12 protein-coding genes are annotated in these 13,230 nt (G+C 65.8%); 6 read left to right on the forward strand and 6 right to left on the reverse strand.

Annotated features, from left to right (window positions below; all coding sequences use genetic code 11):
• Positions 1-2: 2 nt before the first annotated feature.
• Both J7355_RS00540 and J7355_RS00545 read right to left on the reverse strand, forming a co-directional pair.
• The gene (locus tag J7355_RS00540) at positions 3-641 is read right to left on the reverse strand and encodes a response regulator transcription factor (protein ID WP_209058879.1); all 639 of its coding nucleotides are present in this window, start codon (positions 639-641) and stop codon (positions 3-5) included.
• Between the two features lie 200 nt (positions 642-841).
• Positions 842-2,353 (reverse strand): aldehyde dehydrogenase family protein, encoded by a 1,512-nt coding sequence (locus J7355_RS00545; protein ID WP_209058880.1) that lies wholly within the window; start codon positions 2,351-2,353, stop codon positions 842-844.
• A 371-nt stretch (positions 2,354-2,724) separates the two neighbouring features.
• Here J7355_RS00545 and J7355_RS00550 point away from each other — a divergent pair, with 371 nt between their 5' ends.
• The 4 genes from J7355_RS00550 (at position 2,725) to pqqD (ending at position 6,714) form a co-directional block, all read left to right on the forward strand.
• The gene (locus tag J7355_RS00550) at positions 2,725-4,692 is read left to right on the forward strand and encodes a sigma-54-dependent Fis family transcriptional regulator (RefSeq protein ID WP_209058881.1); all 1,968 of its coding nucleotides are present in this window, start codon (positions 2,725-2,727) and stop codon (positions 4,690-4,692) included.
• 98 nt (positions 4,693-4,790) lie between these two features.
• A complete protein-coding gene (gene pqqB, locus J7355_RS00555) occupies positions 4,791-5,690 on the forward strand; it encodes a pyrroloquinoline quinone biosynthesis protein PqqB (RefSeq protein ID WP_348522977.1) in 900 nt (299 codons plus the stop codon).
• Positions 5,687-6,433, forward strand: a complete 747-nt coding sequence (pqqC, locus tag J7355_RS00560; protein WP_348522978.1) for a pyrroloquinoline-quinone synthase PqqC — start codon at positions 5,687-5,689, stop codon at positions 6,431-6,433. The genes pqqB and pqqC overlap by 4 nt, the downstream gene beginning before the upstream one ends.
• Entirely contained in the window at positions 6,430-6,714 is a 285-nt protein-coding gene (gene pqqD, locus J7355_RS00565) for a pyrroloquinoline quinone biosynthesis peptide chaperone PqqD (protein WP_209058883.1), read from the forward strand. Before pqqC ends, pqqD begins: the two co-directional genes overlap by 4 nt.
• Positions 6,715-6,771: 57 nt before the next feature.
• Here the strand turns inward: pqqD and pqqE are convergent, their stop codons facing one another.
• A complete protein-coding gene (gene pqqE / locus J7355_RS00570) occupies positions 6,772-7,953 on the reverse strand; it encodes a pyrroloquinoline quinone biosynthesis protein PqqE (RefSeq protein ID WP_209058884.1) in 1,182 nt (393 codons plus the stop codon).
• 76 nt (positions 7,954-8,029) lie between these two features.
• The gene (gene pqqA, locus J7355_RS17825) at positions 8,030-8,107 is read right to left on the reverse strand and encodes a pyrroloquinoline quinone precursor peptide PqqA (protein ID WP_209059483.1); all 78 of its coding nucleotides are present in this window, start codon (positions 8,105-8,107) and stop codon (positions 8,030-8,032) included.
• 248 nt (positions 8,108-8,355) lie between these two features.
• On the opposite strand from pqqA, the gene J7355_RS00580 reads away from it, so the two are divergent.
• Positions 8,356-9,780 carry an ATP-binding protein gene (locus J7355_RS00580; protein ID WP_209058886.1) on the forward strand — a complete coding sequence of 475 codons (1,425 nt, stop codon included), beginning with the start codon at positions 8,356-8,358 and terminating at the stop codon, positions 9,778-9,780.
• Complete coding sequence (locus J7355_RS00585; protein WP_209058890.1) at positions 9,777-11,165, forward strand: sigma-54 dependent transcriptional regulator; 1,389 nt, start codon at positions 9,777-9,779, stop codon at positions 11,163-11,165. Before J7355_RS00580 ends, J7355_RS00585 begins: the two co-directional genes overlap by 4 nt.
• A 90-nt stretch (positions 11,166-11,255) precedes the next feature.
• On the opposite strand, the gene J7355_RS00590 is transcribed toward J7355_RS00585, so the two are convergent.
• Both J7355_RS00590 and J7355_RS00595 read right to left on the reverse strand, forming a co-directional pair.
• Complete coding sequence (locus J7355_RS00590) at positions 11,256-11,819, reverse strand: nuclease-related domain-containing protein (protein WP_209058892.1); 564 nt, start codon at positions 11,817-11,819, stop codon at positions 11,256-11,258.
• Between the two features lie 257 nt (positions 11,820-12,076).
• Complete coding sequence (locus tag J7355_RS00595; protein ID WP_209058894.1) at positions 12,077-13,108, reverse strand: ketoacyl-ACP synthase III; 1,032 nt, start codon at positions 13,106-13,108, stop codon at positions 12,077-12,079.
• Positions 13,109-13,230 lie beyond the last annotated feature (122 nt).

Here is a 13,230-nt window from a genome sequence, read left to right on the forward strand (position 1 = left end):
AACTAGAGCCCGACGACGCCGGTACGAATCGCCAGCCGGGTCAGGTCGGCGGTGCCGCCGAGGCCCAGCTTGGCGCGCAGGCGCGACGCATGGTTGGCGACGGTCTTGGGGCTGAGAAACAGTTCCTCGGCGATCGCGTTGACGCTGGCCCCGGAGGCCAGCAGCCGAAAGATCTCGAATTCGCGCGACGACAGGCGCGACAGGGGATTTTCGGCCTCGAACGGCGCCGCTTCCTCGTCGACGAGCGCCGCGCCGATATAGCGCTTGCCGCGCGCGACCTGGCGCACGGCGTCGATCAACACGTCGGCGACCGCGCGTTTGCCGATATAGCCGGTCGCGCCCGCAGCCAGCGCGCGGCGCACGAAGATCTCTTCCTCGTGTACCGAAAACACCAGGATGCGCGTGCCGGGGTTGCGGCTGCAGATGCGCCGCGTGGCCTCGATTCCGCTCATGCCCGGCAGCGACAGATCCATGACGATCACGTCGAACGCCTGCTCGCGGCACAGGGCATAGGCGCGTTCGCCGCTGTCGGCCTCGCCCACGACTTCGATATCACCGGCCATCTTGAGCAGTCGCCCGTAGCCCGCACGCACGACGGCATGATCGTCGACCAGCAGGACCCGGATGGATTGACTCGTCATTGCTGTTCTCCTCCCTCGCCCGGATCGCATGCCGGGTTATTGCGCCTTTCGCGCACGGCGCGTGTGGTCCGCGCCTTGGCTACAAGATAGCGTATCCGCTGCGGCCGTAAGCATGCAGCGGGCAAAAGAAAAGCCGGCTGCCAGAGGGCGCAGCCGGCTCGGGGCATCCTTGGGGGAGACAAGGATGTTGGAACAACCCCTTAGAGAGCGACCGTCACGGCCTTGCACTCGGTGTAGTTGTTGAGCACCTGCTCACCCATCTCGCGGCCCCAGCCCGACTGCTTGTAGCCGCCGAACGGCAGCGCCGCATCGAAGATGTTGTAGCAGTTCACCCACACCGTACCGGCACGCAGCTTCGAGGCCAGTTTGTGGGCGCGGCCGATATCCTGCGTCCACACACCCGAGGCCAGGCCGAACACCGTGTCGTTGGCACGACGCACCAGATCGGCGTCGACATCGGAGAACTTGGTTGCGGTCACGACCGGCCCGAAGATCTCCTCCTGTACGACTTTCATGTCGTCCGAGACGTCGGTGAGCACCGTCGGCTTCACGAAGTAGCCTTCGCCATCGCCGCGTTCGCCGCCGGCCGCGGCCGTCGCGCCCTGGCTCTTGCCGGAGTCCAGGAAGCCGGTGACGCGCTCGAGCTGGGTGCGCGAGACCAGCGGACCCATCTGCGTTTCCGGATCCAGGCCCGGGCCCAGCTTGATGTTGCGGGCGAAATCGGCCACGCCTTCCACGACCTGGTCGTAGATTTTTTCGTGCACGAACAGACGCGAGCCCGCCGCACAGCACTGGCCGTGGTTGAAGAAGATGGCGTTCGCCGCACCCGGAATCGCCTTCTCGAGATCGGCGTCGTCCAGAATGATGTTCGGCGACTTGCCGCCCAGCTCCAGCGATACCTTCTTGAGGTTGCCCTTGGCGGCATCGACGATCAGACGCCCGACCTCGGTGGAACCGGTGAAGGCGATCTTGTCGACATCCGGATGTGCCGCGATCGGCGCGCCGGCCTCTTCGCCGAAGCCGGTAATGATGTTGACCACGCCGTCCGGCACGCCGGCTTCCTGCATGATCTCGGCCAGCTTCAGACCCGACAGCGGGGTTTCTTCGGCCAGCTTCATCACGATGGTGTTGCCGGTGGCCAAGGCCGGGGCCAGCTTCCAGGCCGCCATCAGCAGCGGGAAGTTCCAGGGAATGATCTGGCCGCAGACGCCGACCGGCTCGCGCCGGGTATAGGCATGCCATTCCGCGCCCGGCGCATAGGGCACGGTCGGGGTGATCATCTGGCCGTTGAGCTTGGTCGCCCAGCCGGCCATGTAGCGGAACATCTCCGCGGCCAGCGGCACGTCCGCGGCACGGGCGACGGAAATCGGCTTGCCGTTGTCCAGGGATTCGAGCTGCGCCAGCTCTTCCTGGTAATGCATGATCAGATCGCCGATCTTCCAGACGATCTGCTGGCGCTCGGCCGGCGCCATCTTCGTCCACGGGCCGTCGTCGAAAGCCTTGCGGGCGGCCTTCACGGCCTTGTCCACGTCGACCTTCGAGGCCGACTGCGCCCGCGCGATCACCTGGTCGTTGGACGGGTTGTAGACATCGAACGTCTCGCCGGACTCGGCAGCGACCCACTGGCCGCCGATGAGCATCTTGCGCGGACTATCGATAAATTGCTGGACGCTCGGTTCGAGCGATACTTCAGAAGCTGCTACAGCACACATCTTTTTACTCCTCCGGTCATTTTTGTATTCACCCGACGACCGAATGTCGTCGCGGCTTGCGTTGCGAGCGCTCGCCGTCCGTCGTGCGGACGCCTGCGCGCCTGCTTCGAGAATCGCAAGATTCAGGCCACGCGCAAAAACGCCGTAAACGCGGCGTTTGCACGCGCTCGCAGGCATGTCGGCACACAGACTGTCACGCATCTGGGACAGCGATGTTGCACGCTGCGACACCTCGATGAGGGCGAGTTGTGCGGCGTCGTCAAAACTGCTAAAAGCAAAGCAGGACTGCGCGGCGTTCAAGACCGTTTAAAGACGCAGACAAAAGAGTAATTAAGAAGCCCGGCCCGGCCGGACTTCACGGAGGAGAGCAGATGATCAATCCATCGACGCAGCGACCGTCTGCGACGTTCGCCCGCGCCCGGCCGAATACGCCGGACCTCGTGGCGGGCTCGTGGGATCGGTGCATCCGTGATTATGGGCTCGATCCGGCCCGTATCGAACTCGACGTCGTCTCGCGCAGCAAGCTCAGCGAGCACCGCGACGAACTGGGCGAGGTCGTGTCGATCGCGCGCGCCGAGATGGAGAATCTCGCCGCCCAGATCGCGGGTTCGGGCTACGCGCTGCTGCTCACCGACGCCCACGGCGTGATTCTCTATAACCGGGTGGAGCAGGCCTTGCGCACCAGCTTTCGCGCAGCCGGCCTCTGGGACGGCGCCGACTGGAGCGAGTTCCGGCAGGGCACCAACGGTATCGGGACCTGCATCGTCGAACATCGGCCAGTGACCATTCACTGTGCCGACCATTTCGCCAATCGCAACACGTCCCTGAGCTGCTCGGCAGCCCCGATCCGCAACGCCCAGGGCAACCTGCTGGCCGTGCTCGACGCCTCGTCCGTGCAGTGCGAAGGCACGCGGGCCGGCCAGACCCACACCGTGGCGCTGGTGAGCATGTCGGCACGGCTGATCGAGAAGTGCATCTTTCTCAACGCCAACAGCGACAACCTGGTGTTGCGTTTCCATAGCCGCCCCGAATTCGTCAGCCTCATTCACGACGGCATGATCGCCGTGGACGAACGCGGCCATATCGTGGCCGCCGACGACAGCGCGGCGCTGCAGCTGGGCTGCGATCGTCGCGAGGATCTGACCGGGCGTGCGGTAGACGAGATTTTCGACATGGACGCGGCGACGCTTGCCGAGCGCGCCGGCGACAGAACGCAGGCGGTCTGGCCGCTGCACGAGCACCGGCGCGGCCGGCGCTACTACGCGCGTGCCCGAGCGCCGGCGGAAGTGAGCCGCAGCCAGCGCGTGACGGTGGCCCACAACGACGACGCCGCACTGCGCATCAGCGCCTCGCGTCGTCACCAGACGCGCGGTTTCGCCGACCTGCAGGGTTCGGACCCGCGCATGGCCGAAAATGTGCGCTGCGCGCGGCGTGTGGTCGATCGCCAGGTCCAGATCATGCTGCGCGGCGAGACCGGCACCGGCAAGGAGGTTTTCGCCCGCGCGATCCACGGCGTGAGCCGCCGCTCGGCGTCGCCGTTCGTGGCCGTCAACTGTGCCGCGATTCCCGAAACGCTGATCGAGTCCGAGCTGTTCGGCTACAAGCCCGGCGCGTTCACCGGCGCGCGGCGCGACGGCATGCGCGGCAAGATTCTCCAGTCGTCCGGCGGCACGCTGTTTCTCGACGAGATCGGCGACATGCCGGTCGAACTCCAGACGCGGCTGTTGCGTGTGCTCGAAGAACGCGAAGTCGTGCCGCTGGGCAGTGAAACGCCGATCCCGGTGGACCTGAACGTGATCTCGGCCACCCATGCCGAGCTCGCCGATCTGGTCGAATCCGGCGGGTTTCGCAAGGACCTGTACTACCGGCTCAACGGCATTACGCTGACGCTGCCGGCCGTGCGCGAGCGTGCCGATCTGCATAGCCTGCTGCGCAGCGTGGTCGCGTTCGAGCATGACGGCGAGGTCGCCATCAAGGTCGCCGAAGACGCGTTGGCCGCGCTCGTGCGCTACCACTGGCCCGGCAATATTCGGCAGATGCGCAACGTCATGCGTACCGCGCTTGCGCTGTGCGAGGACTCGGTCATCCGCCTTGCGGATCTGCCGGCCGAAATCACCGACCATGCAGAAACGAGCCGCGCCGACGCCGGTGGCGGCAGCTGCAACAGCGAGGCGGCGAGTGCGAACCCGCTGGACTGCGCCGAACGTGCCGCACTGCTGTCGGCACTGGACGAGAATCGCTGGAACATCACCAATACCGCGTCGCAGCTTTCGATGAGCCGCAACACGTTGTATCGAAAAATGAAAAAGCACGAGATTCCGCCCTCGCGCGAGCGCTGATCCGCAATCGCGATCGGCATGCGCGTCTGGCACGACTCCTGCCTTGAGAGCCGGATCAGACCCATGGATGCGCAAGGACGAAAGCGATGTATGTACGCGTGCTCGGATCCGCCGCCGGCGGCGGTTTTCCGCAGTGGAATACCAACGTCGGGCTGAACCACCAGCTGCATGAAGGCAGCACGCGTGCGACCGCGCGGACCCAGTCGTCGATCGCGGTCAGCGCCGATTACCAGCACTGGCTTCTGGTCAACGCCTCGCCCGACGTGCGCCAGCAGGTGCTGGATTTTCCTGCCCTGCGCCCGGCGCCGGGCAAGCGGGGTACCGGCATTGGCGCGATCCTGCTCATGGACAGTCAGATCGATCACGCCACGGGCCTGATCATCCTGCGCGAAGGCGATACGCTGCCGATCTGGTCGACCCGCCCGGTCTATGAAGACCTCACCACCGGCCTGCCGCTATTCAACGTGCTCGAACACTATTGCGGCGTGGACTGGCACGAGATCGATACCGCGGCGTCGTCGTTCACGATCGACGGGGTGCCCAGGTTGTCGTTCAAGGCGGTTGAGCTGTCCTCGGCCGCGCCGCCGTATTCACCGCACCGCGGCAATCCGCATCCGGGCGACAACATCGGCCTGATCGTCACCGACGATGCCACCGGCGGCACGCTGTTCTATGCGCCGGGGCTCGGCGCGCCGGACGAGGCCATTGCCGCGATCGCGCGCGAATCCGACTGCCTGCTGGTCGACGGCACCTTCTACACCGAAACCGAAATGATCGACCAGGGCGTGGGCGTGAAACCGGCCGCCGAGATGGGCCATCTGCCGCAGTCGGGCGAGAACGGCATGCTGGCCTGGCTCGCGGATTTTCCCTCCACGCGTCGGGTGCTCATCCATATCAACAACACCAATCCGATTCTCGATCCGAATTCCCCCGAGCGTGCGACGGTCGAAAACGCGGGCGTGGAAGTGGCCTACGACGGCATGGAGATTCAACTGTGAGTGCCGCCATCGACCAGCGCCAACCTTGGTCGCGCGACGAGTTCGAAGCCCGGCTGCGCGCGCTGGGTGCGCGGTATCACATTCATCACCCCTATCACCGGATGATGCACGAGGGCCGTTGCACGCCCGAGCAGATCCGCGGCTGGGTGATCAACCGCTATTACTATCAGGTGAGCATCCCGATCAAGGATGCCAACGTGCTCGCGAATTGCCCCGATCCCGAGGCCCGGCGGCTGTGGGTGCAGCGTATCCTCGACCACGACGGTGCGGAAGGCGAGGTCGGCGGTATCGAAGCCTGGCTGGCGCTCGCCGGAGCCTGTGGTCTGGATCGCGACCGGGTCGCCTCGCTCGACGACGTGTTGCCCGGCGTGCGGTTTGCGGTCGATGCCTATGTGAACTTCGCCCGCCGGTCCACCTGGCAGGAAGCCGCCTGTTCGTCGCTGACCGAGCTGTTCGCGCCGGAAATTCATCAGCAGCGGTTGACCGGCTGGCCGGATCACTACCCTTGGATCGACGATTCGGGGCTGAGCTATTTCCGCAAGCGTCTGTCGGAAGCGCGGCGCGACGTGGAGCACGGACTGCGCGTGACGCTGGACCATTTCACCACGCGCGCCGAACAGGAACGCGCGTTGTCGATCCTGCAGTTCAAGCTCGACGTGCTCTGGACCATGCTCGACGCCATGTGGATGGCCTATGTCGAGGACCGGCCGCCGTATCACAGCTGCCCGGAGGCAAGCCGATGAGCGCGCCGGACACGATAGAAGCCGACGCCGTGCCACGGATCGCGCGTGGCCACCGCATGCAGTTCGAGCCGGCTCAGGACTGCCATGTGCTGCTCTACCCGGAAGGCATGATCACCCTCAACCCCAGCGCGGCAGAGATTCTGCAGCGCTGCGACGGTGAGAAACCGGTGCAAGCCATCTGCGATGAATTGTCGGCGGCGTTCGAGGGGGCCGAGGTGACCAGCGATGTGCATGAATTCCTGCGCCTGGCGGCGTCTCAGGGCTGGGTGCAGTTCTCTTGAGCCGACGCGCCCGCTGCGTCGGGCGCGGCTGAATCCCTTGTCGGGCCAGGGCCAGCGTCAGCTTTCGTGACGCTCGGCGTGCAGGCGCTTGGAATTCTTCGGGTTGCGAAACACGATCGGCTGGGCGGCCGGCCCTTCGAGCGGCCGGTCGTTGGCGCGTGCGACGGCATCGGTCACCAGATGATGCTCGGGTGACTTGGCACAGACCGGGTCGGCGGCATACATGTCGCCGGTGAGCATATAGGCCTGGCAGCGGCAGCCGCCGAAGTCCTTGGTCTTTTCCGAACAGCTGCGACAGGGCTCGGCCATCCATTCGTAGCCACGGAAATGATTGAACGCCGGGGATTCGCCCCAGATCCAGTCGATGTCGTGATCGACCACGTTCGGGAACTCGAGGCCGGGCAGCTGCCGGGCGGCGTGGCAGGGCAGGGCGACACCGTCGGGGGCGATGGTGAGAAAGATATCGCCCCAGCCGCTCATGCAGGCCTTGGGGCGGTCTTCGTAGTAGTCGGGTACGACGAAATAGAGCTTCATCGCGCTGCCGTTGTTCTCGTTCTTCTGGCGATATGCCGTGGTCACCCGTTCCGCGTGGGCGAGCTGCTCGCGCGTGGGCATGAGCGCCTCGCGGTTGTGCCAGGCCCAGCCGTAATACTGAGTGTTGGCCAGTTCCACATAATCGGCATCCAGCGCCTCGGCCATCGCGATGATCTCTTCGATATCGTCGATGTTCTTTCGGTGCAGCACGATGTTGAGCACCATCGGGTAGCCGTGGCGCTTGATCGCGCGGGCCATGTCCTTCTTCTTTTCGAAGCTGTCGGTACCGCCGAGAAAATTGTTCATCTCGGCGTTGCTGGCCTGAAAACTGATCTGGATATGGTCCAGCCCGGCTTCGGCGAGTGCCGCCACGCGAGCATCGTCCATGCCGATGCCGGAGGTGATCAAGTTGCTGTAGTAGCCCAGCCGACGGCCTTCGGCCACGATCTCTTCCAGGTCGCGTCGAACCAGCGGCTCGCCGCCGGACAGGCCCAGCTGGGCGGCGCCCATCGCGCGCGCTTGGCGCAACACCTTCTTCCAGGCCTCGGTATCGATCTCGCGGCCGATCCGTGCCATTTCGGTGGGGTTGCTGCAATACGGGCACTGCAACGGGCAGGCATAGGTCAGCTCGGCGAGCAGCCAGAGCGGGCGCGCCGGCGTCTCACCGTCGTGACGGGTGGGCAGCGGTACGGTATCGGTAGCCATGGGAACGCGTTCTGCGAGATGTCGCGCAATAGAAAGGGGGCTGAAAAGCCCCCTTCCGCACGTTACACAATCGCTGTTAGCGGTTGTTGACGTACATCGTGATTTCAAAACCCAGACGCAGGTCATGGGCCTTGGGTGTGGTCCACTGTTTCATGGCGATCTCCTGTCGTTATTGTGAATAGGCACATCAGGATGATGCATCGACCATGCCAGCCGTGGGCGGCGCCAGGGGCCGCTGCAACGCCCTGATCACGAAAGAAAACCGGCGCTCTTGATCCGTGATTGCGAGTCGGGCTGGCCAACTGGCCACACAGTGGCGAATAGTGGCCAGCTTCGATGGCCAATAGTGGCCACATTTCTGCCGGCGAGACAGGCCGTCGCCCCGCAATCTAGACTCGTCGCATGTGGATACGTCCTGCCGATTCGCTCAAGCGCCTGATTCGCCGCTATCAGCTGGCGTTGATCCTGGTGCTGGCGGTCGCCGCCGGGCTGGGTGGCCTGTGGGCGAGTTTCTGGCAGGCGGGTTATCAGGCGTCGCTGCGCTTCAATGGGCTGCTGGTCGAGGCGCAGGCGGTACGAGGCGATCTCTATCGCCAGATCAAGGCGGTGGATGCCGTACGCGACGGCGCGCCGCGCGACGACTACTGGCAGCGCCTCTATCGTATCGACGAGCATTTCTATCGCATGCGCGAGTACGCCGATACGCCGGCCGAGCAGGCCAGCATCGCGCGTATGGAAACCGCGTACGGGCTGATTCTCGCGGCGATGAACCGTATCGTCACGACGCCCGACAGCGACGCCAGCGCGGCCGCCACCGGCACCTGGCAGACCGAGGATTTCGAGGCGGCCTACAATCGGCTCACCCGTCAGGTCGCGATCCAGCGCGATGAACTCGCCGAACGGCTCGGGCTGTGGAACCGGCTCGCGCCGTGGCTGGCCTGGCTGCCGCTCATACTGGGCGTGGCCCTGGCGATCTGGCTCAATCGGCGCTTCGCCCGGGGTTTCCTCCAGCCGCTCGAACGTCTGGTTGCGGGTACCGCCGAACTCGCCAGCGGTCGCCTGAGCCATCGTCTGCCGAATACCGGCGTGGCCGAAGTGCGCCAGCTGGCCGACACCCTCAACGCGATGGCCGCCGAGCTCGAACACAAGCGCCGCGCGCTCATCGAACGCGAACGCCAGGCTGCGCTCGGCGCGCTGGTGCCGGTGATCGCCCACAACATCCGCAATCCGCTGGCCGGCATCCGTGCCAACGCCCAGATGCTCGATCGCCAGGCGCCGGCCGACGAGATCGAGGAGACGGGCGCCGATATCATGGACGCCGCCGACCGGCTCGAGCGCTGGCTGAATGCGCTGCTGTCCTACCTGCACCCGCTCGATCTCAAGCGTGAACGCCATGCGCTGGACGATATCGTCGACGGCGCGATCGCGGCATTGGGCGGCCGGCTCGCGGCGGCCGACATCACGCTCGATCGTAATCGCGCACCGGCGTATGTCGACGTCGACGCGCCGCTACTGGAACAGGCGTTGCACGGCCTGCTTGCCAACGCGCTCGAGGCATCGCCGCCGGGCGCGTCTCTGCAGGTCGCCACCCGCGTCGATCACGATCGCGCGACGCTGACCATCTGCGATGCGGGCCCGGGCATGGCGGTCGTGCCCGACCCGCAGGCAAGCGCACCGCTGCCGACCACCAAGCGCCGCGGTACCGGGCTGGGCATTCCCTTTGCCTACAAGGTCATTCACGCCCACGATGGCGAATTGAACTACGACAGCGCGCCGGGTGGCGGCACCCGCGTGCGCGTCCGGCTGCCCGGGGGCGAACACGCATGAGCGCGCCGCATATCTTGTTGCTGGAAGACGAAGGCGCGCTGGCGCGCGCGCTGGATCGGCGCCTGCGCCGCGACGGCTATACCGTGGCCGTCTGCGAGACCCTGGCCAACGCCAAGCTCGCCGCGCGTCGTCGCCGGCCCGATCTGGCGGTGCTCGATCTGCGGCTGCCGGATGGCTACGGTCTGGATTTTCTCGAATGGCTGCGCGCGGATATCGCGGACATTCCGGCCATCGTCATGACCGCCTTCGGCGAACTCGACGATGCCATCGCCGCCATGCGGCTCGGCGCGGTCGATTTCCTCAAGAAGCCGCTCGATCTCGACGCGCTGCATCGTATCGCTGCCGACGCGCTGGCTCGCGAGACGCCCGCCACGCGCGCTGCCGATACGAGCCGCGCGGCAACAGGCACCGAAGACAACGCCCTGATCGGCGACAGCCCAGCCATGCGTGCCGTCGCCGCCCAGCTCGAACGCATTGCCGCGCTCGCGACAAGCGATGCGCCGCCTAACGTGCTGATCACCGGCGAGACCGGCACCGGCAAGGACCGCATTGCGCGTGTGCTGCACGGTCGCTCGGCTCGTGCCGAAGCCGAGTTCGTGCAGGTCGATTGTGCTGCCTTGCCGCGTGATCTCATCGAGGCCGAACTGTTCGGCCACGAGAAGGGCGCCTTCACCAACGCGCATCGCGCGCGTCGCGGTCTGCTGGCGGCGGCCGGGCGTGGCACGGCTTTTCTCAACGAAATCGGCGAACTGCCCATGGGGCTGCAGGCCAAGCTGCTCACGGCGCTGGAATCCCGCACCGTGCGCGAGATCGGCAGCGACACCGAGCGCGACATTGCGGCCTGGTTCGTTGCGGCGACCAATCGCGATCTCGCCACGCTCATGCAGACCGGCGAATTTCGACAGGATCTCTACTATCGCCTCAACGTGCTTACGTTGCATCTGCCGCCCCTGCGTGAGCGCGGTGAGGATGTGATCGCGCTGGCGGAGCACTTCGTGACGCGGACCGCCGCGCGTCATGGCCGGGCGGCGCCGGAACTTGCGGCCGATGCGCGGGCGGCGCTGCGTGTACACGACTGGCCCGGAAACGTGCGCGAGCTGCGTCACGTGATCGAACGTGCGGTGCTCGTGCATGCCGACGATGTGGTGGAGGCGGCGCATCTGCAGCTGCCGCCACCGCGCGGTGGCGTTTCCCGGGCAGCGATCGCGAGCGGGCCGACGGCTGCCGCAGCCCCGGGTGCGACCCTGGCGGACAACGAACGTGAGCTCATCGAGCGCACCCTCGCGGAGACCCGCCAGAACATTTCCGAGGCCGCGCGCCGGCTGGGCCTCAGCCGCGGCGCGTTGCGTTATCGACTGGAAAAATACGGTCTGGATGGTGGCTGAGTGGGTGGCCGAGTGTACGGCCGGCGGGCGTCGATCATGCCGGCCGAGCGCCTGGGCGCGCGGGAAATCCGCGCCCTTGTGCGGCCCGGTTTACGCAGCGCGTGCGGCCAGCCGCGTTGTGCTCGGTGCGCACGCCGAAAGTTGTGACACGATCTGTCGGGTGCGGCGGCTGGAAAAGACCTCCACCCGGAAACTGCGAATATAGTCGACCACGCCGCGGCCGCTCACGAGATGCGCAGGCCGGTCGACGGGCAGCGGTGCGGGATCGGGCAGCACGAGAACAGGGCTGACGAAACTCGCGCTTTCCTCGATCACGTGCGCGATCTGACGGGCGTGCTCCTCGCAATCATGCATGGGGTCGTCGTAGCAAGCCACGACCGGTTGACCGCGTTCGAACCCGTTTGCCGGCACCGAGCCGTTCACGTCGTTTGAATCGAGGGTCTTGACCACGAACACGCCGCGCGTGCTCACGACGAGCAGGCCGATATGAATCACGGTGCCGGGCGCGCTGACGACCAGGTCGCGCAGCACGATGTAATCGCGCGAGCGCAGCATCCACCACCAGGCGAACAGGGTGCGCATGCGCGACAGGCGCGCGTGTACGGCCGCGTAACCACGGTGAAGGGTCAAACCGAACGAAATCAGCGCTTTCACGGCAACTACTTAAGGCTGATGAACGACGCTCGGCGACCGCCGAGTGGCTGTATGGCCCCTATTTTACGGCGCGCGGGCGCGCTTCTGAATAGCCTGGAAGATTAAATTTTCGTGGCAGTGGGCGGTGCCGCCCCGATTGTCGCGCGCGAGGCGAAAAAAAGCCCCGGGTGGGAGCCCTTACGGCGCTCGAATAGCGCGTTTCAGGTTGGCGTGGCGGGCGGCGGCGTTCGGCCGCGACGCGCCCGCAGGCCGACCGCTCAGTCGATGGCGAAATCCGTCGGCAGACGCACGAGCGTCGCGCCCCACGACAGGCCCACGCCGAAGCCGACCAGCAGGAGCAGGGCGCCCGGCTTGATCTGGCCGTTGCCGATGGCGCGTTTCATGGCGATCGGCACACTGCAGGACACGGTGTTGCCGATGTCCTCCATGCACACCACGAAACGCTCGCGCGGCAGATCGAGTTTCTTGCGGATGCCTTCGAGCACCGTGGCACTGGCCTGGTGGGGAACCACGGCGTCGATCTCGTCGAGACCGACGCCGGCCTTCGTGCACAAAGCGTCGATGGCCTTGGGCACTTCGCGCAGGGTGAATTCGATCACCGCACGACCGTTCATGTAGATGTTGTGATCGCTGCGCGTGTTGCCGTGGCGGTCGGTGTATTCCTCGACCGGCAGCTCGGCCGCGCGATTGCGCAGGCCGCTGTTGGGCACGATGAGATCCTGTGCGCCGCGGCCGTCGGTGCCGTAGACGAAAGGGCCGATGCTCGGCGCGCCCTCGCGCGCGCTCATGAGCGTGGCCGCCGCGGCATCGCCGAACAGCGCGCGCACACTCTTGTCGCCGGGATTGACGAACTTGCTGTAGGTGTCGGCGGTGACGAGCAGCAATTTCTGCGATTGGCCGGTTTCGATCAGCGCCTTGGCCACGCCGAGCGCATAGATATAGCCGGAACACCCGAGATTGATATCCAGCGCGCCGATATGGGTGGGCAGGCCGAGCCGTTCCTGCACCAGGCAGGCGGTGGTCGGCGCCAGGTAGTCGGGGCTCTGGGTGCAGAAGATCAGGTAATCGATCTCGGCGGGGTCCGTGCCGGTGCGCTCGATCAAATCGCGCGCCGCAATCACGCCGAAGTCCGAAGCGCATTCCTCGTCGGAGGCGACATGGCGGGCCCGGATGCCGGTCTTTTCCGCGATCTTTTCCAGCGGCCAGTTCGGAAAGCGCGCCGCGATCTCCTCGATCGATTCGGTGCGCGCCGGCAGCATGTACTCGATGGCCTCGATCACGGCGCTCATCAGCGCGTGCCTCGAAGATGAATGCGGTCTCGGCGTTGCAACGTGTTTCTCCCGATCACAGCGGCAGTGCCCAGTCTATGCATAGCGCAGGCGCCGGTGGGTAAAACGTTCAATATCGGCGT

This window comes from Endozoicomonas sp. G2_2 (assembly GCF_017744135.1).
Lineage (GTDB): Bacteria > Pseudomonadota > Gammaproteobacteria > Nevskiales > Salinisphaeraceae > Salinisphaera.